19 protein-coding genes are annotated in these 22,228 nt (G+C 40.2%); 2 read left to right on the top strand and 17 right to left on the bottom strand.

The genetic code is table 11. The features are described 5' to 3' along the window. Positions 1-6: 6 nt before the first annotated feature. The 12 genes from pstA to hcaE form a co-directional block, all read right to left on the bottom strand. A complete protein-coding gene (gene pstA / locus AC1M9B_RS06695; RefSeq protein ID WP_481591394.1) occupies positions 7-1,395 on the bottom strand; it encodes a phosphate ABC transporter permease PstA in 1,389 nt (462 codons plus the stop codon). Then, positions 1,395-2,774 carry a phosphate ABC transporter permease subunit PstC gene (gene pstC / locus AC1M9B_RS06690; RefSeq protein WP_092767091.1) on the bottom strand — a complete coding sequence of 460 codons (1,380 nt, stop codon included), beginning with the start codon at positions 2,772-2,774 and terminating at the stop codon, positions 1,395-1,397. Before pstC ends, pstA begins: the two co-directional genes overlap by 1 nt. A gap of 99 nt (positions 2,775-2,873) precedes the next feature. Continuing rightward, positions 2,874-3,899, bottom strand: coding sequence for a substrate-binding domain-containing protein (locus AC1M9B_RS06685; RefSeq protein ID WP_481608860.1), 1,026 nt, complete (start codon positions 3,897-3,899; stop codon positions 2,874-2,876). A gap of 353 nt (positions 3,900-4,252) precedes the next feature. After that, entirely contained in the window at positions 4,253-5,785 is a 1,533-nt protein-coding gene (locus tag AC1M9B_RS06680) for a pyridoxal phosphate-dependent decarboxylase family protein (protein WP_481595949.1), read from the bottom strand. Between the two features lie 3 nt (positions 5,786-5,788). Then, positions 5,789-7,162, bottom strand: coding sequence for a diaminobutyrate--2-oxoglutarate transaminase (locus AC1M9B_RS06675; RefSeq protein ID WP_481591392.1), 1,374 nt, complete (start codon positions 7,160-7,162; stop codon positions 5,789-5,791). A 432-nt stretch (positions 7,163-7,594) separates the two neighbouring features. Continuing rightward, positions 7,595-8,500 carry a DMT family transporter gene (locus tag AC1M9B_RS06670; protein ID WP_481608824.1) on the bottom strand — a complete coding sequence of 302 codons (906 nt, stop codon included), beginning with the start codon at positions 8,498-8,500 and terminating at the stop codon, positions 7,595-7,597. A gap of 88 nt (positions 8,501-8,588) precedes the next feature. Beyond that, positions 8,589-9,818: a 3-phenylpropionate/cinnamic acid dioxygenase ferredoxin--NAD(+) reductase subunit gene (gene hcaD / locus AC1M9B_RS06665; RefSeq protein ID WP_481608823.1), complete on the bottom strand. Its 1,230-nt coding sequence runs from the start codon at positions 9,816-9,818 to the stop codon at positions 8,589-8,591. A gap of 4 nt (positions 9,819-9,822) precedes the next feature. Next, the gene (locus AC1M9B_RS06660) at positions 9,823-10,788 is read right to left on the bottom strand and encodes a 3-carboxyethylcatechol 2,3-dioxygenase (protein ID WP_481591390.1); all 966 of its coding nucleotides are present in this window, start codon (positions 10,786-10,788) and stop codon (positions 9,823-9,825) included. A 69-nt stretch (positions 10,789-10,857) separates the two neighbouring features. Next, positions 10,858-11,673, bottom strand: coding sequence for a 3-phenylpropionate-dihydrodiol/cinnamic acid-dihydrodiol dehydrogenase (gene hcaB / locus AC1M9B_RS06655; RefSeq protein WP_035267124.1), 816 nt, complete (start codon positions 11,671-11,673; stop codon positions 10,858-10,860). Between the two features lie 2 nt (positions 11,674-11,675). Continuing rightward, positions 11,676-12,002 (bottom strand): 3-phenylpropionate/cinnamic acid dioxygenase ferredoxin subunit, encoded by a 327-nt coding sequence (hcaC, locus tag AC1M9B_RS06650; RefSeq protein ID WP_005181999.1) that lies wholly within the window; start codon positions 12,000-12,002, stop codon positions 11,676-11,678. Then, on the bottom strand, positions 12,002-12,520 hold the full coding sequence (gene hcaF / locus AC1M9B_RS06645) for a 3-phenylpropionate/cinnamic acid dioxygenase subunit beta (RefSeq protein WP_035267127.1): 519 nt from the start codon (positions 12,518-12,520) through the stop codon (positions 12,002-12,004). The genes hcaC and hcaF overlap by 1 nt, the downstream gene beginning before the upstream one ends. Next, complete coding sequence (hcaE, locus tag AC1M9B_RS06640; protein WP_092767097.1) at positions 12,517-13,884, bottom strand: 3-phenylpropionate/cinnamic acid dioxygenase subunit alpha; 1,368 nt, start codon at positions 13,882-13,884, stop codon at positions 12,517-12,519. Before hcaE ends, hcaF begins: the two co-directional genes overlap by 4 nt. Positions 13,885-14,165: 281 nt before the next feature. On the opposite strand from hcaE, the gene hcaR reads away from it, so the two are divergent. Next, positions 14,166-15,065: a DNA-binding transcriptional regulator HcaR gene (gene hcaR / locus AC1M9B_RS06635; protein WP_481595945.1), complete on the top strand. Its 900-nt coding sequence runs from the start codon at positions 14,166-14,168 to the stop codon at positions 15,063-15,065. A 334-nt stretch (positions 15,066-15,399) separates the two neighbouring features. Here the strand turns inward: hcaR and AC1M9B_RS06630 are convergent, their stop codons facing one another. The 5 genes from AC1M9B_RS06630 to AC1M9B_RS06610 form a co-directional block, all read right to left on the bottom strand. After that, entirely contained in the window at positions 15,400-16,260 is an 861-nt protein-coding gene (locus tag AC1M9B_RS06630) for an alpha/beta fold hydrolase (RefSeq protein WP_035267132.1), read from the bottom strand. A gap of 262 nt (positions 16,261-16,522) precedes the next feature. Then, the gene (locus tag AC1M9B_RS06625; protein WP_481593471.1) at positions 16,523-17,815 is read right to left on the bottom strand and encodes an OprD family outer membrane porin; all 1,293 of its coding nucleotides are present in this window, start codon (positions 17,813-17,815) and stop codon (positions 16,523-16,525) included. A gap of 396 nt (positions 17,816-18,211) precedes the next feature. Next, positions 18,212-19,231 (bottom strand): 4-hydroxy-2-oxovalerate aldolase, encoded by a 1,020-nt coding sequence (dmpG, locus tag AC1M9B_RS06620; protein ID WP_092767099.1) that lies wholly within the window; start codon positions 19,229-19,231, stop codon positions 18,212-18,214. 11 nt (positions 19,232-19,242) lie between these two features. Continuing rightward, complete coding sequence (locus AC1M9B_RS06615; protein ID WP_035267137.1) at positions 19,243-20,139, bottom strand: acetaldehyde dehydrogenase (acetylating); 897 nt, start codon at positions 20,137-20,139, stop codon at positions 19,243-19,245. Between the two features lie 25 nt (positions 20,140-20,164). Further along, complete coding sequence (locus AC1M9B_RS06610) at positions 20,165-20,962, bottom strand: 2-keto-4-pentenoate hydratase (protein ID WP_481608822.1); 798 nt, start codon at positions 20,960-20,962, stop codon at positions 20,165-20,167. A 543-nt stretch (positions 20,963-21,505) separates the two neighbouring features. Between AC1M9B_RS06610 and AC1M9B_RS06605 the strand changes: the two genes are divergently transcribed. Continuing rightward, complete coding sequence (locus AC1M9B_RS06605; protein WP_481591387.1) at positions 21,506-22,207, top strand: SIMPL domain-containing protein; 702 nt, start codon at positions 21,506-21,508, stop codon at positions 22,205-22,207. Positions 22,208-22,228 lie beyond the last annotated feature (21 nt).

Here is a 22,228-nt window from a genome sequence, read left to right as displayed (position 1 = left end):
CTCCGACTACCAACGGACTTCAAATTTCTTACGTAACCAGATCGCTAAACTATTTAAGCTAATCATCATCGCAAGGAGAACAATAATGGCTGCAGCAGTACGACCTTCAAAGAAGTTACGAAGTTCATTACCCTGCCACAAGAAAATCTGTACAGGCAGCGCTGTAGATTGATCGAATGGGCTTGCTGGAACACTGGCTACAAAAGCACTCATACCAATCAGCAATAACGGCGCTGTCTCACCCAAAGCTTGAGCAACACCAATAATTGCACCTGTTAAAATACCTGGTAATGCCAAAGGCAGGACGTGATGAAAAACAGTTTGCAGTCTTGATGCACCCAATCCTAATGCAGCTTGGCGAATCGAAGGTGGAACGGCTTTTAAAGAAGCCCGTGTCGTAATAATCACCGTTGGCAATGTCATTAAACTTAACACAAGACCACCCACCAAAGGGGCAGATAATGGTAAATGCATCCAACCAATAAAAATTGCAGCACCAAGCAAACCAAATACAATCGATGGAACAGCAGCCAAATTATTGATGTTGACTTCTACAATATCTGTAATCCAGTTCTTTGGCGCGAACTCTTCAAGATAGATCGCAGATGCAACGCCGATTGGAATCGAAATAAAAATTACAATCAACATCATGAACAATGAGCCCATGAATGCACCAGCTAAACCAGATGTCGCTGGTGAACTACGTGAGTCAGGACTCGTGAAAATATTCGTGTTAAATGAATTTTCGATGACACCTTTAGCCTTGAGTTCATCAGCAATTTGACGAATCTCAGGACTAAGTTGTTGCTGTTCATCTGGCAAAGAACGATCAATATTACCTGCAAGCCACACATCAATATTTGCATCAGCAAGGACTTTTACATCGACTGTTTTACCAACCAAGCTTGGATCATTCATCACCATATCACGGATACGATATGCTTCAGAGCTCGTATAGATATAGCTTAAATCATCACGTTGTGCTTCAAGTTGAGGATCTTGTTTGATCATTGCATTGATGATCAATGCATCCCAATCCACCATGCCAACTTCAGTCTGCCACTCAATAAAGCGTTCTTCATACTGAGCTGGATTCTCACCTTCAGCCAGTACAGGTTTTGGACCAACTTCAATAATTTTTGGATCGAAATAGATTGGCAAATTCATGCTACTTTGCCAAAAAGCAGGCAAGCCTTTCGCTAAAATACTACCGAATAGCAATACTACGAAGAATAAGCCAGCAATCACTGCTGAAAAACCGAAGAAACGGAACGTCTTTTCTTTACGATGACGTTTAGCTAAAGAATTCTGAATAGTCTTCTTACGCTTTTCTCTAAGCTGCTCAGCTGTTGCTGAATCAACTGTCTCGAGAGTATTAGGATTAGAAGTACTCATTAGTCGTATTGCTCACGGTATTTACGCACGATGTAAAGTGCAACAATGTTCAAACCTAAAGTAATCACAAACAATGTAAGTCCTAGTGCGAAAGCGACTAATGCTTGCGGACTTGCAAAGTCAGTATCACCTGTTAATTGATTAACAATCGTAATCGTTACGGTCGAAACAGCTTCTAATGGATTTGCGTGTAAAAGAGGACTGTTACCAGCTGCTAGAACTACGATCATAGTTTCGCCAATTGCACGGGAAGCAGCCAATAAAAATGCACCAATAATGCCAGGCAACGCTGCTGGAATGACCACTTTACGAATCGTTTCAGATTTGGTCGCCCCTAATCCTAAAGATCCATCACGTAATGCTCGAGGCACTTGAGTAATAATGTCATCAGATAAAGAAGACACAAAAGGAATGATCATGATTCCCATGACAAAACCTGCAGTGAGCGCACTCGTTGCGTTGATATCAATACCAACCATTGCCCCTACAGTTTTAATAAATGGGCCAATAATCATGAGTGCAAATACACCATAAACGATCGTTGGAATACCAGCTAAAACTTCAATGGTCGGTTTTGCCCAAGAACGGAAGCGAGGAGAAGCATATTCAGCCAAATAAATCGCGATCATTAAACCTACTGGTACAGCAACCAATAGTGCGATCCCACTGACCATGAGCGTACCCCACAACAATGGAAGTAAACCATAGCTTCCTTCTGCACTCCCCGAAGTACTGAAACCCGGGTTCCACTCTGTTCCAAAGAAGAAATCAAAAGGATTAACAAAGCTGAAGAAGCGCATCGCTTCTCCAAACATCGACATTACAATTCCAAGTGTTGTAAGAATTGCGACACCAGAACATAAAGCTAAGCCAACATTGATGACTTTCTCGACCTGATTACGCGCTCTAAAATCTTGGCTAATTCTTTTTTTTGCCCATACTAACCCTGCCAATGCAGCGCAAATGACAACTGCTAATTTTGCAAAAGAGCCAATAGTTGAAAATTTACTCAGTTGCTCTGCAGCTGCAACTTCATAGGACGTTGCTGTGTCACTGACACCAAATCCGGACGCAATCGCTTGAACACGGTCAACAACTACGTTTAGGCTTGCTGGATCTAGACTTGCTTTAATATCCTGTGGCAAATGATTAAGTACCACCTGCTCCAAGATCGTTGGCTCAACCAAATTCCAAACAATCAAAATTAAAAATGCAGGGATACCACACCACAACGCAACTAATGCCCCATAGTAACCAGGACGTGAATGCAAAGCGGCAGAGTTATTTCCCTGACCTGCTAAGTTACGGCTTTTGCGTAATCCGATTTGATAGGCAATGGCGATGATCGCCAATAACACACCTATAAGTAGCAGATTCATGTATTCTCCACTGTCTTTTCAATTTTCATGGTTTGAAAAAACTTTTTTCAATGAAAAAACCAATGGCAGGATAATTCCTGCCATTAGTTTGTCGTTTGATTACTTAACAGCTTTACCTGCTTTAAAGTTTGCCAAAATTGATGCGCGTTCTTTGTCAGAGAGTGAAATTAAGCCCGCTTTTTCTAACTTAGAACCTTTACCTGAAACACGCTTATTTAAGAAATATTCAGTAAACTGTGCTAAACCTTTGATTGATTTCAAGTGTTCACCTTTTACATAGAAGAATAATGGGCGTGATACAGGGTAAGAACCATTTAAAATCGTGTTTTCAGACGGTGCCACATTGTTCACAGTTGCAACGCGTAAACGGTCACGGTTTTGATCATAGAAACCTAAACCAAACACACCAACAGCACTTGGAGAAGTCTTTAAGCGTGCAAGTGTTTCTGTATAGTCACCCGCAATTTCCACAACACGACCATCTTTACGGAACGTTGTGCAAGCTTTCTTTTTGGCATCTTTATCTAAAGCTTTAATAGCAGCATACGATTCACAACCAGCGTCCACCATTTTCTCCTGGAAGACTTCACGTGTACCATGATTCGAAGCTGGGATTACAAGCGTGATTGGCTCATTTGGTAATGATTTATCAATTTGATTCCAACGTGTATATGGGTTTTTTACCATTTTACCGTTTGAAGGCAATTCAGCTGCCAAAGCTGCAAATACATGTTGTGGACGTAATTTATAAGCTGCTTTGTTAGCATTTGAAGCAAATACGATACCGTCGTAACCGATTTTAATTTCTAATACTTGGTTAACGCCATTTTTCTTACATTCAGCCAATTCGCTCGATTTAATTGCACGAGATGAGTTAGCAATATCGATCGTATTGTCGCCAACACCATTACAAAATTGTTTTAAACCACCCGACGAACCGCCTGAACCAACTACTGGTGTTTTAAATTGAGGGAAGTTATTACCGAATTCTTCAGCCACAATACTTGCATATGGCAATACTGTAGAAGAACCCGCAATTTGAATTGTGTCACGTGCTGCATTTGCGGTTGTTGCTACAGCTGCCCCAGAAAGTGCTAATGCAATTGCAATATTTGTAAAGCGCATCATGTTATCTCTCAATTTATGCAAATTTGGAGTACGCTACTTTTTATTGAAGTATTGTACTTATTTCGATACATGCATTTTGATTTGATAATATGACAATAAGGTTACAGCTTTATTACGATTTTATTATTTTTATTACACCAACCTGCTTATTTATTTTTTAATTATATTTCAACAATTTATAATAATTACGGTTAAATACTGATGTTTTTATTACCTACTTATTCTTTAATAATTATCTCCCTAATTCTGCATAAAGATTTTTTCAATCATGATCTAAAAATATGTCAAAGTTATGAATTTTTAATATCAAAAAAGCGCTCAATTGAGCGCTTTTTTTTTAAAACAATCTATTAATCGATTGGTGGCGTATATGTACCATCAGCAATTGAAGCTTTGATGCGATCAGACTCAGCCAGTACAAGCGCAAGCAAGTTCTTCACATTGTCTAAAGTTGCTACTGGACTTAAAGTTGTCATTTTCAATGATTGAACCTGACCGACTTTAGTCACACCAATATTCGCTTCACCACGTGCAAACAATTCATCCGCAACGTTTTGGTTCAATGTATCGAGTAATTCTGTTGGGTAACCTTCAGGAATTACACGGAACAAGACTGATGCAAATTGTGGCTCAACCAATAACTCTAAACCGTCTGTTGCTTTAATATAATCTGCAACATCACGCGTTAAAGTCACACCGTGGTCAATCATAGAGCCGTAAAGCTCTTCACCGAGTGCTTCAATCGTCATCCACAATTTCAACGCATCAAAACGACGTGTAGTTTGTAGAGATTTAGAAACAAGGTTTGGTACGCCATGCTCTTCATCATAAGCAGAGTTTAAGTATTCCGCTTCATAATGCATAAAGCGATAGTTCGCTTCATCTTTAAGTAAGAATGCACCACAAGAAATCGTTTGGAAGTAATGCTTATGGAAATCAAGTGTGATTGAATCAGAAAGCTCGATACCATCTAACAAATCACGGTGATTATTAGATAGGATTAAAGCACCGCCCCATGCTGCATCGATATGCATCCACGCGCCGTACTTGTTGGTGATTTCACGGACTTTCTTTAAAGGATCAATTGCACCCGCATCGGTAGTACCTGCAGTTGCAACCACACATGCCACAATTTTGCCTTCATTTTGAAGGTGTGCCATGGTTTTCTCTAGTGCATCCATGTCCATACGCGCATTTTCGTCGACAGGCACAGTCACTACAGATTGGAAGCCCATTCCCATCATCGCCATGTTCTTTTGCACAGAGAAGTGAGCATTTTCAGAACAAATGACTTTAACGTTTCGCATCGCTTCCGCAGGTACGCCATCACGCTGAACAGACCACGGATTGCCGTTTTCGTCTTTCCAGTTTTTCGCGATACATGCATCACGTGCAAGCAATACACCCATCAAGTTTGACTGCGTACCGCCAGAGGTGAACACACCTGCTTGACCTGCACCATAACCAACTTTTTGACGAAGCCAATCGATCAACTGAACTTCCATCAATGAACCTGCAGGGCTTTGATCCCATGAGTCCATCGATTGGTTAGTTGCGTTAATGAGTACTTCTGCGATTTGGCTAGTCACCATAGTAGGACAATGCAAATGCGCTAAAGAATGAGGATGATGTACTTTTAAGCTCTTATTAAGGAATAGCTCAACCATACGCTGTAATGACTTTTCCACACCCAATCCTTCTTTAGAAGGATTAAATGCAATTGCACTGCGTAGCTCTTTAATGCTACCGCCTGTGTACATTTTGTCATTTTGTAACCAAGCTGCTACTGCTTGAGTTGCCTGATCCATTGCTGACGTATAGTCAGCAATGGATGCAGCATCATTACAGAGCAAAGCTTTACGGTGTTCTGCAAAATCTACCATGAATTAAGCGCCTCGTACCGCAACTAATGCTTCAGAAATTGCTTTCTTAAAGCGCACAATTACTTCTTCACATTCAGCTTGGTTAATAATTAATGGGCAAAGTAGACGAATCACTGTACCGTTACGCCCACCCTTTTCTAACAACAATTTGTTGTTGAAACACGCTGCTTGGATTGCAGCAGCCAATTGACCATCTGCAGGAAGTGAACCCATATGGTCAGCAGGTTTACGCTCATCAACGATTTCGATACCGATCATTAAACCGCGGCCACGTACATTACCGATACATGGGAATTCTACAGCTAATTTCTTCAATTCAGCTTGAAGGAAATCACCGCGCTCTTGTGCGTTTTGCGCAAGATTTTGCTCTTTAATCGTTTTGATCGTAGCAAGACCAGTACCCATAGCCAATTGGTTACCACGGAAAGTACCCGTGTGACCTGCAGGCTGCCAAGCATCAAACTTACGCTTAATACCAAGTACTGCAAGTGGTAAGCTTCCACCTACTGCTTTCGACATCACTACAACATCAGGTTCGATACCCGCATGTTCAAAGGCAAACATTTTTCCTGAACGCGCGAAACCAGCTTGTACTTCATCAAGAATTAAAACGATGTTGTGCTTTTCAGTCACTTCACGAATTTTTTTCAACCATTTCACAGGTGCTGTAACCACACCGCCCTCGCCTTGAATCGCTTCAAGGATAACTGCAGCAGGCTTAGTCACACCGCTTTCAACATCTTCGATGAAGTTTTCAAAGAAATAAGTAAGCGCGTCAACACCCGCTTCACCGCCTAAACCTAGTGGGCAACGGTATTCATGTGGATACGGCATGAATTGAACGCCTGGCATTAAACCATTCACAGCGTTTTTAGCAGACAAATTACCTGTCATTGCTAATGAGCCGTGAGTCATACCATGGTAGCCACCAGAGAAGCTGATCACAGTGCCACGGCCAGTATATGTTTTTGCAAGTTTAATTGCTGCTTCTGTACCATCTGCACCAGATGGACCACAGAACTGTAGGCAGTACTCTTCTTTACCACCCGGTAATTCAGCAAGTAAAGCTTCAGTAAAAGCATCTTTTAAAGGTGTCGTTAAATCCAAAGTATGTAATGGAAGACCACTCGCTAAAGTGTCTTGAATACTTTGAATGACCGCAGGATGATTATGGCCCAAAGCCAATGTTCCTGCCCCAGCTAAACAATCGAGGTACTCTGTACCTTCAACATCAGTAACCCAGCAACCTTGTGCTTTTGCTATCGCTAACGGCAATTTACGTGGATAGCTACGAACATTAGATTCCATCTGACTTTGGCGAGTCAAATAGTATTCGTTAGTAGAATTAGGTGCAGGATTTACAGAAGAAACGCTCATATCGAATTACCATCTCTGATATGGGTTAATAGAAATAAGTCGGGTGACTTGCGGTCCTTTGACTCGGTGCTTTATAGAGTTCTAGTTAGCCTATTGTGTAGAGTTATAACTAGAGGGCGCGATGATAACGAATTTTGAAATAAAATAAATAGATTTCTATCGTTTTCACCAGCAGATTCTAAAATATTAATGTGACAAATTGATAACTTGTATAGATTTCAAACTGTACCACTTCTATTTTAGATAAGTTTGAACTTGAGCTAAAGTAAAACAGTCCAAATTATGCAAAAAATGTTCAATTTTTTTTGCTGATTTGAACTGACTTTTTCAGTATTCCTAAATTCGAGCTTGGGCTAAAGCATAGTTTTGTAACATTATGAATCTTATATATTCATGTAGTTGTACGTGTGTGATTAAAACCACTTTTTTCACTCATTTTTTTAAGAATAGTTTCAAGAGCTCTCGATTAAAATACATCAGCAACCCCATCATCACAACGACAATCCCCCACAAGGCGTCATTATGAATAATTTCATTATTTAAGGATGCCCCCAAAACTAGGGCGATGACTGGCGTCATGACATTACTCAAAGACACTGTCGACGCTGCTAAGCGGCGGATTAACCAAAAATAGCACAGCATCGCAACAATTGATGACATGATCATTGTGAACAAAAAACCCACCATCGCTTGCGTACTTGGTAGCACAGTTGGGATTTGTTGCCAAATGAATGGAATGATTAAGAGTGATCCTAAAGCTGAAAAGATTAATGAACCTGTTGCCTGACTCATGGGGCTTAAAGGTGCATTAATTTGTTTGACCCAAAAAATTGAACTGATATACGACACCATACTGATCAGCATCAGAACCACACCCCAAGGATTGACTCGCTCATCTGCAGATTCTGCAAAAACAAATGTGAGACCCAATACGGCAATGACCATTCCACTCCATTGTAAAATAGACAACTTATGTGTTTTTAGGATGAGATGTCCAATGAGACCTGCAATTAATGGCGAAAATCCGAAGATCAGTGCCATTAAGCCTGACGTTAAATAATTTGCTGCTAAGTAGATAAATAACTGCGCACCTATTAAATTTAGGCTACCAGCCACATAACTTTTCAGCGATACATGATCAAACGGGAGTGGATCACGCATCATTTTGAGCAACGCCAAAGCAATTATAGATGCACCAAAGTATCGAATGATGAGCACCCACATTGGATGAATTTCTGCAACACTCCATACAATGGCAAGTGGTGTTGCAGCCCATATCAATACCAATAAGGCATATATACTCGCAACGACCATTATATTTGAGGAACTAGAATTCATAATTTGCTCAAAATTAAATCAATATTTTCTTAGGCACATAAAAAACAGACCTAAGTTACCCTAGGTCTGTTGCACAATCTCACCAAGTTTACTTCACAAGTTTACGAAGGTCTTGGCTAAGATCTAAATATTTATCTGCTTCAAATGCAGCTTGTTTGCTAATCAATTTTTTAAGATGACGCATTTCTTTAGCCGCATTTACCGTAATACCACCAACAATAATACCGTCAGTCACACCGAACAATACAAATGAAGATTCTGCACGTAGCTCAGGATTGATTTCACCACGTACTAACCACTCAGCTGCTGCCATATCACCTACGAATTGGTAGTTAATGTCCAACTGATCTGTCCAGAACCATGCTGGATTAGGAGTAGGATGTTCTACACCCATCACATGGCGTGCAAAGATACCTGCTTGAAGATTGGCATTTTCCCAAGTCTCAACACGACGGTGGTTACCACAGTCACGAAGTTGAGTTGCCACATCACCTGCCGCATAAATATCAGCATTCGAGGTTTGGCAATTTTCGTTTACTTTGATCGCGAGATCAACGTCAAGACCAGCATCAACTGCCAACTGTGCATTTGGCACAATACCGATACCGTAAACCACAGCATCCGCACGAAGTTCTTCGCCATCGGCTAAAGTCACCACAATTTCTTCGCCATCAAGCTTGCAATCTGCAATTGAAGTTGAAAGACGAACATCCACACCTGCCAATTTTTGCTGTTCAAGCAAGAATTCACTCAAGATGCGTGGCGATGAACGCCCCATCACCATTGGTCCCATTTCAATGACAGTGACTTCACATTCTTTGAAACGTGCAGATGATGCAAGCTCAAGACCGATTACACCACCACCAATCAGGATGATACGTTGACCTTTTTGTAACACTGATACAAGGGCTTGTGAATCTTCAAGATTACGCAGCGTGTAAACATGTTTGCCAAGTGCATCGAAGTTTGGAAGACGACGTGCTGCACCGCCAGTTGCAATCAGCAATTTGTCATAAGCAACAACATCACCATTTTGAAGTTCGACAGTTTTGGCTTCAGCGTTGATTTTCACGACACCATTACCGCGAATTGCTGTCACACCAAGATCTGCTAATTTTTCTTCAGATAAAATTTCAATCTTGGTTTCTTCAGGTTTTAAAATCACGTCTTTAGACAGTGGTGGACGCTCATAAGGAAGATGCGTTTCATCACCAATTAATGTGATTTTACCTTCATATTTGTTTGCACGAAGCTCAAGGATCGCACTTGCGCCTGCTTGACCCGCACCAACGATGACGATGTTGTTTACATTGCTCATGGGATTAACCTTTTAATTCCGCAGATACGATACCGAAGCCCGCAATCCACTCACTAATATCTTCATAGCAGTGAGTTGTCATTTCATACTCACCAACTTCGCTCAGTGCAGCAAATGCTGCCATCCAGCAACGCACTTCTTGACCACCACGACCACCTTCGACACGAATTTCTGCCTCAGTCATCGCTTCCATTGCAGCAAAATCTGCTTGTTTAAATTTCTCAAGCAATGCAATATCCCACTCAGGGCTCAGCGGTACTGCAACTGATGTATCTCCAGCAGCAAGTTTCTGACCAACTGCAATAATTTTCGCTTGACGCGCATTCCGTGCTTCTTCAGTTGGATTACGGCCAGCAATTAAAAACTCTTCAACTTCTGGTGGCACTGAACCCATTTGAGGTGTTGGTGGATCATGAGACAAACCACCTGTACCCAATACAAGTACACGCTCATTTTCAAGATTAAGTGACTTAATATATTGTCCAACCGCACGGCCTAAAGCAATGGTACGCTTTGTGGTTGGCATTGGTGCGGCAGCGCCATTAATAAATATTGGAATCGTTTTATAACGATCAAGTTTTCCATCACAAAGGAAGTGTAATGGTTGAGTCACACCATGGTCAGCCTGCATACGATATGAGTATGCAACATCAACACCTTCATCTAGAACTTGACGCACAAGTGCCAAAGCCTTGTCTTCAGGAACATCGATTTTATTGTCAATTTTACCGTAATCCCAGTCACCAGCAGCCGTAGCACGGATACCGACACAGAAACTTGGCATAAGGTCGTAGAAAAAACCGTTAAAATGGTCTGGACCAAAAGTAATGATCAGTGTTGGATCGTAAGCTTTTACTTCAGCAGATAATTGTTCAAAAGCAGCACGTACTTTTTGCTCTTTTGACTGATCTTGAGGTGAAGCAAATTCCATTAAAGGACTGTGCGAAGCACAAATAAGTTTAACGGCCATGAGAGACTCCTTAAAAGGAAGGCAGCCTTAGAACAGGCTGCCGATAAGTCCATTTTTTTAGACTAGATTTTATTCGTCAAAGAAACCAGCACGTGGTTGACGTAGACCACGAATACCCAAACCACATTCTGCATTGATCAGAACACCAGTTAAAGGTCGGTTATTTTGACGAGATGCCAAGAGCACATAAGAACCTGTCATTTCTTCAGGCTCAGGTAAGAAGTTCAACGGCATACCACGCGCGATTTTCTCAGGATCACGCGCATCTAAAAGACCTAGATTTTCTTGGCCTAATGATGCAGCACCTTTAATGTTTACATTCATACCTGACGGCGCAACAGCATTCACACGAACTTTGGGTGCAAGCTCGTACGCCAATTCCTTCATGATGCCTACGCCAGCATGCTTAGATGCTGTGTAAACTGGACCACCACCCGCAGAATATAATGCTGAGTTAGATAGTGTGAAGATTATCGAACCTTCAGATTTTACTAACTCATCAAGTGCAGCTTTAGCACCTAGAATTAATGCTTTCGTATTAATTCCCATGATTTCGTCAAACGCTTTATCAAGTTGCTCACCTGAAGTATTGACGATATCTGCGTAGTGATCCCAGATTCCTGCATTACCAATAAAGCAATCAAGCTTACCAAAACGCTCAACAGTTGCTTTTACAGCACGGACATTGTCTTCATAGTTGGCAACATCACCAGCGATTGCAACAATTTGATCACCAAAGCGTTCTTTTAAAGCATCGACTTTAGATTGTGAACGTTGTAACACACCAACGTGTGCACCTTCTTCAAGGAAGCGTTCAACTAAAGCCCAACCTAAACCAGAACCACCACCTGTGATCAGTGCAACTTCGCCTTTAAGCCAACCCATGATTACTCTCCTGCCATCTCAACGTATAACGCACCATCTTCAACAATCACTGGGAAAGTTTGAATTGGATCTGTCGCTGGTAAACATAATGCTTGACCGGTTTTTAAACAGAAGCGAGCTGAATGCAATGGGCATTCGACAGTGCCATCGTCTTCAAGATAACCTTCTGACATTGAAGCATTACCATGAGAACAACGGTCATTCATTGCGAAGAACTCACCACCATTGTTAAACACTGCAAGCGCATCGATACCGTTAACGCCGCAATCTACTTTCAACGCTTCGCCTTCGTCTAATTCGTCAACTTGGCAAACAAAAATCTTATTCATTAGAAGAATACACTCAGGTTGTGAGAGTTATAGGTAACTTGATCAAGCGTGATCTTACGGTTGAAAATTTGGAAGCCTAGGCCACCTTCAACTTTACGGATCTTGTCATGACGTTTACCACAGTAAATCGTGACATCTTTCTCTTTTTGTGTACGGTACAAAAGATATGTAACGTATACATCGTATTCGCCTTCCACTTCAGTAGCTTCTACGATCACGTTACTCACCATATGAGTTGTACGTGATGGAGGCTCTTCAGCCCAAGCCATACCTGTTTCAAGACGAGCAACACGACGCTCTAAAAGATCTTTCGTATCATTGAACACCCAAGTTGTAGGTGGTTCAATTGAACGACGACGGTCACGTGTTTGAGCATTTGGTGTTGTACGTAGCGTGTAAGAAATATCTTCAGCTAACGTATCTAACCAGTCGCGGAATTTCCAATCGTCAAGCAATTTCGCTTCACGATAGAGGAATTGGCTAATTTGATGGTGAAGTTCTAAACTCACTTGACTCATTTCATAAGCTCCTTCTCATATTCGTCAGCTGCTTTCTCAACATCTTCCCATTTTTCATGGATTAGCAAGTCTGCCCAACGACGGTACATGCCGCGTGCCGCAGTTTCTGAGAAAATGTAGTTGGTGATACCAGGGATACCATCTTCACGAATTTTCTCGTTGCCAAGACCCATTTCCATAATGAGTTTGTTTTGACGCGCTTTGTAACCACGTAATACTTTTTGAATTTCGATCCAGTTTTCAGAGTCATCTTGCTCTAAGAAACCAGCTGGACCAAATGCACGTGTCGCAGAACGTTCAAACGCTTCTTTCACTTCTTGTGACGCTTCAGCATCCGCAATACAGAACGCCCATACTTCAGTTTTGTTTGGACCACGTGGGTGCCATACGCGAAGTGTTGCTGTACCGTTTAACCAAGACAATGTTGGGAACATAGTGTTATGACCAGCAAGACGTAACGCACGAATTTCACCAAGACGCTCTTTAACTTCTTCGTAAGTTTCGCGGAAATAGTTCGCTACTTCACCATCAACCCATACGTTTGCATCTGGTTTCTCTGTAAAGAAGAAGCCTGAACCGTGACCACGTGAACCATATTGGATCGCGTCTTTCGCAGTTTCCCATACAGGACGTGCAGTTTGCGCAGCACCTAATTTCTTAGTAGATTCGTCATCAGGTTTAGCACCTAATACTTGAATCGCAGATGCGTGAGAGAACAATGCATGATATTGGTCAGATGCAAACTGTTCAGCCGCAAATTTCCAGTTACATTCGATTTCCCACTTATGAACACCACCGATGATCTCAGTACCACCTGGACGACGATCTAATACGCCATCTAAGTACCAAGCGATATCACCCATGTATTCTTCAAGGTCTGGAGTTGTTTCATCCCAACAACCGAAGATTAAGCCTTTATAAGACTTCACACGGTTTACTTCGATCAAACTCCACTTCTCTTTACATGCGCCTTGAGGGAATGCACGATCTTCAAGAGGAATATCTTTAAGAGAGCCGTCTACGCCATAAGACCAACCGTGGTATGGACATGTAAATGCACGAGTGTTACCGCAGTCAGCAAAGCTCACGCGCATTGAACGGTGACGACATTGGTTTAACAATGCTTTGATTGAACCGTCTTTTTGACGTACCACGATGATCGGATCTTCACCCATATAGGTATTGAAGAAATCACCAGCCTTTGGAATTTGGCTTTCATGGCAAAGGAATAACCATGTACGACCGAACACACGTTCAAGTTCTAGTTCATAGATATCTGGATCTGTATAAATAGATGGCGTGATACGTCCATTTTGTGCATCGACTAAAGCATCGATTTCGCGCACATCAATTTTCCCACTCATGAAAAGCTCTCCTGTGACTAAATTAGACACAAACTAATAGACTCAACTTTGCAGAGATAATGAGTTTTGAACGAGTTTTGGGGAAATATTTTTTTTGTTTGAATCAAGATGTTTTATCGATAAATTAATCAATCGCTGAATACGTGAATTTTACCATATTTTAATAATAACGTTGATATTTCAATATGCTCAGCCCCACTTCACCGAATATCCATTTGTGAACTATACTCGCACTTGATCATATTTAGACATTATATGAATCAATCTTTGGATGATTTTTTATGGAACTACGACACCTACGATATTTCATTGCTGTGGCAGAAGAACTCAACTTCACCAAAGCAGCCTTGCGCCTTTATACTGCTCAGCCATCATTGAGCCAGCAGATTAAAGATCTTGAAGATGAAATTGGCGTCCCTTTGCTTTATCGTACAAAACGTAAGGTAGAACTCACTGAGGAGGGTCAAGTCTTCCTTGAACAAGCTCGCCTCACGATAGCCCAAGCAGACAAAGCAGTCGCAATGACTCGTCAGATTGCCAAATCTAAACAGCAATTGTTACGTATCGGCTTTGTTCCCGTCGTTGAAATGAAAATTTTTCCTTACGTTCTCCCTAATCTTCGTGTTCAAAACCGGGATTTAAAGATTGAATTGTTAAGCTTAAACAACTCCGATCAGTCAAAAATGTTAAAAAAAGGCGAAATTGATATCGCTTTTACTCGTCAAAATCTATTTAGTGATGAAATCGAAAGTCAATTTGTTTTACGAGAACCTTTGATTTTCTTACTCCCCAAAGATCATCCACTCGCTAAATACGATCGCATTCCAGTAAAAGAGCTCGATGGAATCGATTTCATTATTCCTTCTGAACAGCAATCTCAAACCCTAAATAAGATCATTCTAGATTTTGCAAAATACCATCAAATCAATTTAAATATTGTTCAAACTGCAGACAATATCCTCTTTAACATTAATTCTATTGGCATGAACCTGGGCTGTACTTTTCTACCTGGATATATCGCACCACTGACGATGAACAACACCGTGATTCGCCCGCTAGACGTGGAATTACCTTCAATCGATTTATTTGCAAGCTATAGAAAAAGTACTAACTCAGAAGGCGTCAAAAAATTTATGGACTTATTGAGCTCTGTTTTTTACCTTGATATTAATCGTCATTAATTAATTTTTTTTCAAATTAATGATCACCGTTAAACATAGCGGTGATTTTTATTTTTTATTTCAACCATCAGTCTTAGACTTTAGTCTAATAAAGTTTTACGAATATCATCATAAATTGTATGAATTCAGGCTTTAGAATAGACTAATTTTTAAACAACCCATTAACTAACTAGACTTGCTCTACCACTTAAGTCTAATGAATTAAAACAGATCAATGCTCAATATTGATTATCAATATGCAGATTTAAACGTATTAAACACATGTTCTGTATTTTCAGTTTTAAAAAAGAGGATGATTAAATCATCCTCTTTTTTAGTTTTTTAGGATCTGAAATTATTTAACACCATGAACTGCTAGATAATTTTTGATCACCGTATTAAATTCTTCTGCTTTTTCAACTTGTGACCAGTGACCGCACTGACTGAAAATATGTGCATCAGCATTAGGAACGATATTTAAAATGTCCCAAGTACGAGACACAGGAATCACCACATCTTGAGTACCATGAATCAATAATACAGGAACTGTAATATCTTTCATTTTTTCAAAGTCTAATGGGAACTCGAAACGATCACGGTCACGCGCACCCACAACATCCATTAAACGATCAGATGCATAGTCATTCGCCGCAGAATCAAAACGTACTTTTACCAGCTCATCTGTAATTAAGTCTTTATTTACAACGAACATTGAAAGTGTCTTACGAATACCTTCTTCTGTTAAAACTGGGTTTGCATGCGCTTTTAGGGCTGCAGTTTGTTTTGCACCACCTGTACCCATTGAAACAATACCGAGTACACGCTCTGGATAATCAAGTGCCAATTGGAATGCTAACCAACCACCTAGCGAATTACCTACTAACCATGTTTTTTCAATACCAAGTGCATCAAGAGTACGAATTGCATGATCAACCCATGCACGGATACCGTATTGAGTTCCTGGTGCAACGACAGTTTGACCATAACCAATGGTATCAATTGCGATACAACGCGCTTGCTCACCAATTGCAGGTAAATTCAACCACCAGTTAGCAGCTGCTGATACACCAGTACCAGAACCATGAAGGAATAAAATAGGCGTGCCTTCACCAATTTCATGATAATGGGTTAACTCACCTTCAGCAGTTTCGATCCATTTATCTTCTAAACCAAAGAATGAATCCGTTTTATATTCTGGAATTTGAACAGTGCTCATCATAGTCCTCTAACTGTCTATAACTGATCATATATTTGTGAAACAATCATCAGTTGATGTTTACAAATGATAGTTTTACAGTCTTATATTAACTGCTCTGTACCTTTCAACTGATACAAATTTACGATTGCATCCATCTTTTTACCAATTAAATAAATTACTGTTTTTTCTTATTTTTTTAAAATCAATATTCACCCTCTAATATGACTTGATAAGATCTCGATATGATCCTTGCTCATCATATCGAGATCAATTTCATTTTTTAGAATTTATAACTATAACTTAACGCCACACGATGCTCTTCTAAATCACTCAAGGTACCTGGAACATTGATGTTGTTATAATTAGTATCAATGAACATATAGTTGAAACCAAGACCTTTATACTTACCTTCTGGCACAACATAGTTCACGATGATGTTATTTTCATTCTCGCGACCTCGACCTGGTGTTGCCGTATCAATATTCCAACCTTGGAAATGACGTACAGTGGCAGATAATCCTGGTACACCCATTTCTTTAAAATTATAGGTATAACCTACACTCCAAGATTTCTCATCCTTACGGATAAAACTCGCGACTGACCAGTTATCTAAATAAGGTTGTGGCACCCAACCACCCAATGTTGGGAATAGTGTCGCTTTATCTCCATGCTCGCCAAACATCTCTTGATAACCCAATTGAACAGTATGCATACCATGATTGACTTTCGCCCCCATAGAAATTGCTTGGCTATCAATTTCACCAAAAAGTTTATCGCCAGTTTCACTGTTATCGAAGTAACGAATATGTGCATCTAAATTCGTTTTTTCATCAAGTTTAGTTTTATAGCTTGCAGCAACATAATGTTGCTTGAAGATGTCAGTTAAATCAGCGAACCAATAACTACCACCAATCTTTGATGTAAACTGGTGATCAACACCAACAATATACATTCCATCATCAGTTGTGAGACCTTGAGCTTCTGCCTTCGCAAAATCATTGTTTGGGAATAAGGTCAAATCTTGATACTGATTATCGTAACGCGCATTAATACCATCAATATAAGCTAAGGTTAATTTAGTATCCTGAATATCTTTCGACTCTAACCATGCACCACTATAAGTAGTTAATAATTGGCGTGATGGATCGAAGAAAATAACTGGTGACATCGGCAATAAATCACCTACTTTAAGTTCAGTTTCAGAAACTTTAACTTTTAAAGTCGCACCGAATTTAGCATTATCGCGTTCTGTACGACCTTGACTGTTATCATATGGCATATGAATGTCATTTACAGAATCACGCGATTTCAATCCAATTGCATATTGAGCCAAGAGATCTGCACCAACTTGAATGCCTGCACCAATATCGTGATAACCCGATTTAGCATCTAAAGTGATTGCTTGCGTCCAGTTACCATAATCTAGATTTGGTGCTGTATCGTAATTACGTTCTAAATAGAAATTTTTAAATTTAAGCTGAACATTTGAATCAGCCACAAAATTCGCGTGAGCAGCAGTTGTCCCTAGAGTTGTTGCAGCAATCATTGCTAGCCATAATTTTTGATGACGCATGGCTTCATCCTATACTCAAATCAGCGTTGATGAGCATATTGCTAAATTGTGCACTCTGAAGAAATCAGACTAGAGTCTAAAAAAAATTTAGACTTTTCCGATGAAAAACAATACTTTAAAAACTCTCATTGTTATAAACAATTAATAATAGCTCAGTAACTAAGCAAATTAACTTTTACTATGGATAATTTATTATATTTTAATATCTTACAAATTAACCCAAAAGCATTTTGCCATTTATTTAATAGTTTTTAAGTTTAACAATCACGATACGCTCTACACCAAATCACTCAATATAAGCACCCAAACATCTCACGCAATTGTTTTTTTATATGTATCTTTTCTAAATTCATAAAAAAAGCACTCCTAAGAGTGCTCTTTCAAATCACTTTTAAATTATGCGTTAAGTTCTTTTGCTTTAGCCATAGTCAAAGCTAGATCTTCAATCATGTCTTCCTGACCACCAACAGTACCACGGCGACCAAGCTCCATTAAGATTTCACGCGCAGATACGCCATATTTCGCTTCAGCACGTTTAGCGAACAATAGGAATGAAGAGTAAACACCCGCATAACCTAAAGTAGCTGCATCACGGTCTGCACGAATTGGGTTGTGCATCATTGGAATCACGAGATCTTCAGCAACATCTTGTACTTTGAACAAGTCAACGCCTGTGTCCATACCCATACGATTTGCAACAGCGATGAACAATTCAAGTGGTGTGTTACCTGCACCCGCACCGAGACCTGCAGATGCCAAGTCAACACGTACCGCGCCTGCTTCAACAGCAGCAACAGTATTTGATACACCCATACCTAAGTTGTGGTGACCGTGGAAACCCAACTCAATGCTTGGGTCCAAGTGTTGACGTAAGTGTCCAACGCGATCAATTACATCTTGAGGAAGCATGTAACCTGCTGAGTCAGTCACATAAATACAGTTTGCACCGTAAGACACCATCTTCTTCGCTTCTTCTAAAAGACGCTCTGGAGATGCCATGTGAGCCAACATTAAGAAGCCCACTGTGTCCATTTCTAATTTACGCGCAGCGGTGATGTGCTGTTCAGAACAGTCAGCTTCAGTACAGTGAGTTGCAACACGAATCGTTGATACACCGATTTCATGTGCCATTTTCAAGTGGTCAACCGTACCGATACCAGGAAGAAGAAGTGCAGAAACTTTTGCATTCTTCATACGCGGTACAACAGCAGACAAGTATTCTTCGTCAGTCGCAGCAGCAAAACCGTAGTTTACTGATGAACCACCAAGGCCGTCACCGTGAGTGACTTCAATTAATGGTACGCCTGCATCATCAAGTGCTGTTGAAATTGCAATCATTTGCTCAACAGTCGTTTGATGGCGCTGCGGATGCATACCATCACGTAAAGTCATATCATGAACAATAATCTTAGACATGCGGTTGCTCCTTAAGCTTCTTCTTTGTTGAATACGTGTTCAGCAAACATTTCTGCTGTACGAGCAGCTGCAGCTGTCATAATGTCGAGGTTACCTGCATATTTCGGCAAGAAATCACCCAAACCTTCTACTTCCAAGAAGATAGAAACACGGTTACCATCAAAAATTGGACCATTTACAAGTTTGTAACCTGGTACATATTTTTGCACTTCTTTAATCATCGCGTGAACTGATTCAGTGATCGCAGCTTGATCTGGCTCACCTTCAACAAGACAGTGTACTGTGTCACGCATCATAAGTGGTGGCTCAGCAGGGTTAATGATGATGATCGCTTTACCTTTTTTCGCACCACCAACTTTCTCAATAGCACCCGCAGTTGTACGTGTGAATTCGTCGATGTTTTTACGTGTACCAGGACCTACAGATTTTGTAGACACAGTCGCGATGATCTCACCATATTCAACAGGTTGAACACGTGAAACTGCTGCAACCATAGGAATTGTCGCCTGACCACCACACGTTACCATATTCACGTTAGGCACTTCACCTTCTGCAAGTAAAGCTTCTAAGTTCACAGGTGGAACACAGAAAGGACCAATTGCAGCAGGTGTTAAGTCAATCATCAGTACACCAAGTTCATTTAACTTGCGGCTGTTTTCAGCATGTACATATGCAGACGTTGCATCAAAAGCAATTTTGATATCATCTTCAATGACGTGAGGAAGAAGACCATCAACCCCTTCTGCAGTGGTTTTTAAACCCATTTTCGCAGCACGAGCAAGACCTTCAGAAGTAGGATCGATACCCACCATCCAAACTGGCTCTAACCATTCGCTACGTTGAAGTTTGTAAAGCAAATCAGTACCAATGTTACCTGGTCCGATCATTGCACATTTAATCTTTTTCATTAACGTACTCTCTCAAAATTCCGACTTATTCAGCAGCGAAAGCAGCAGTCACTGAACCAAAGCCTTCAATCTCAACTTTGAATTCATCACCTGGGTTTGCTACAACCATAGGGCCTAATGCACCTGTTAAAATAATGTCACCAGCTAACAATGGACGACCACGACGTACCATTTCATCAGCAAGCCAGACAGCTGCATTTAAAGGGTTTGCTAAGCAAGCCTTACCAACACCTTGAGACACGACTTCTTCACCACGTGTCATGATCATTTTACAATTCACTAGATCAAGGTTATCGAGTTTTACAGGACGTGAACCCAATACAAATGCAGCTGAAGATGCATTATCTGCGACAGTGTCAATCAAACTGATCTTCCAGTTTTCAATTCGACTATCCACCACCTCAACAGCAGGAAGTGCATAATCAGTCGCGCTGATAATGTCAGCATAAGTGTGTTTTTCTTTCGTTAAATCTTGTTTGATCACCAAAGCGATTTCCGCTTCTACTTTAGGTTGGATCAATAGACCTGCAGGAATCACCTCTCCATCACCATAAGCCATGTCTGCAAACAGCATACCGAAGTCAGGTTGATCTACACCGAGTTGTGCTTGAACCACTTTTGATGTCAAACCGATTTTACGCCCAACTAAACGACGACCTTCTGATAAGGCACGCGCTGTATTCACTTCTTGTACAGCGTAAGCGATATCTACATCAGCAGCTTCACCACCCAACGTTGGGCGAATTGGTGCGATTGCACTTTGTGATAATTCAGCAGTTCGTAACGCTTGTGCTACTGATTCAACTACAGCAGAATTAGACATCAAGACTTCCTTCAACTTCATTCGATGATCTATTTGACCTTAGGAAATTGCTTGAAAACAACCTTCTAAAGGACAAATTCTTTTAGAGAGATACCTGCATCTCTGATGAGAGCTAGAATGGAAAAATCTTGACCTATATGCCAATACTTATTTTCTTTATGACAATAGTTTCAGACTATAAATAATTTATCAAATGAAGACACTATCTTATTGTTTTACATGTTTTTAAAATTTTATTATTTAAATATACAGAATGTTTAATCTATTTCTAATACTACTTATTAGACCATTGATAATAGAATTATCCATGAATTACAAATTATTAATGCACTAATCCAAAGACAAGTTATATTCTTTTATTGTTCAACTACAATTCAATTAAAATACATTTTAAAAGCCTTGTTAAGGCGACTTAAGTCGTAAAATCGGTGTTGAATATTACAATTGCTACTATCTCATCACCAAATAATCACATTTTCTCTCCATCAAAAAAGATTAGAATATTCTGTAGAATATTCATCAGGTGAAGATACAGAGATAACAATGAAATTATTAAAACTGCCACTATTGATCTTAGCTACCGGGATTAGCTTTTCGGTACTTGCTGACACAGAACCTAAAACTAATATTATTAATCTTCAAGCAGACGCTTCTAAACAAGTCTCTAATGACGAAATGCACGCCATTCTATTTATTGAAAAAAGTAATAAACAGCCTGCACAACTTTCAACACAAATGACCCAATTGATGAATCAGGCCATCAACATCAGTAAAAAATACCCCCAAGTTAAGGTCGAAACAGGTTCTCAGACCACTTACCCTGTCTATGACAACAACAATTCAACAAAACTGAAGGAATGGCGCGGCCGCGCTGAAGTGAATATTGAAAGCAAAGATTTTAAAGCAGCGAGCCAATTAATTAGCGAGTTACAACAAGATTTTCAAACACAATCGATTAATTTCACTGTTTCCACTGAAAAACGAAAGCAGGTTGAAAATGAGTTATTGACTGAAGCCACGCAAAATTTCCAACAGCGCGCTCAGGTTCTCACTAAAGCTTGGAATCGTTCTAGTTATAACTTGGTTAACTTGAATATGAACACCAATAATTATTCACCAAGACCATTGGCCATGGCACGTGCCGCAATGGTTGTAGAGAGTGCACCCGTTGCAGACTCACAAAATATGGCTGCTGGAGAATCAACAATCACAGTCAATGCAAATGGATCAATTCAATTAAAATAGTTTGCTATTAAAGTTCAAAAA

This window comes from Acinetobacter sp. ANC_7513 (assembly GCF_056779915.1).
The sequence above is the reverse complement of the archived record's forward strand: the minus strand, read 5'-3'. Positions and strand labels throughout refer to the sequence as shown.